The sequence below is a fragment of the Shewanella sp. 10N.286.45.A1 genome (assembly GCF_041470405.1).
Lineage (GTDB): Bacteria > Pseudomonadota > Gammaproteobacteria > Enterobacterales > Shewanellaceae > Shewanella.
The window spans coordinates 1-902 of record NZ_JBFRMK010000283.1 but is presented as its reverse complement, the minus strand read 5'-3'; the positions used below and the strand labels follow the sequence as shown (position 1 = coordinate 902).

Below are 902 nucleotides of genomic sequence, written 5' to 3'. Positions count from 1 at the left end.
TGTGCTGCCTCGAGCAGTTACCACTCAAGCCTGAGAGTGTTGATCACTTGCTACCCTGGAGTGTAAAACTTAGCTAGGTGTGCTTCGCCAGACGGATACCTTTAAACTACCAAAGAATCGCTCAACTACTGCGTTATCCAAACAGGCTCCAACACTGCTCAGAGAGGCTAACATTCCGTTTTTAGTTAGTAAGCTTTAGAACTGTTTACTCGTATATTGTGAGCCTCTGTCGCTATGAAATAAAATGCCGCTACCAGGTCGCCTCAGTGTTATAGCCATCTGTAATGCTCGTTCGACTAAGCTAACCGTCATTCGCTTGGATAGACTCCAGCCGATGATACGCCTTGAGTTCAAATCCATTACGATTGCCAGGTAGAGCCAGCCTTGGTTAGTCCTCAGATACGTGACATCACCAGCCCAGGCTTGGTTAGGCTGAGGCGGGTTAAAGTTCTGGCTCAGCACATTATCTGCAACGCTGTCGCTGTGTTTTCGCTTAGTCGTGACTTTATAAGCTTGGCGCTGGATCACCACTAAGCCTAAATTACGCATAATCGAACGAGTGCGATAACGGCCAATAATAAAGCCTTCTTCACGGAGCTTTTTAGCCAACTGACGTGAGCCTAAGCTGTTACGACTACGCTTGAAAAGGCGCTTTGCCGTACGGTACAGGTTTAGCTCATTTTCGCTAATAACCTTAGCGGGTCTCGTTAGCCAGTCATAATAGGCACTGCGACTGACTTTCAGTACCTTACAAACTGTTTTTATTTCGAATTGAGAGCGGTTGTCTCGAATATATCGAAACTTTACTTCATTTCTTTCGCGAAGAAGGCACTGGCCTCGGTGTGCCCCTTGGGTATTTTTAATATTTCTTTCTCTATCCGAAGCTGTTTAATCTCTTTTCT

The 902-nt window shown here is 45.7% G+C and carries 1 pseudogene; it reads right to left on the bottom strand.

Annotated features, from left to right (window positions below):
* Positions 1 to 99: 99 nt before the first annotated feature.
* Positions 100 to 902, bottom strand: a pseudogene (locus AB4238_RS18905) (IS3 family transposase); the annotation flags it as partial.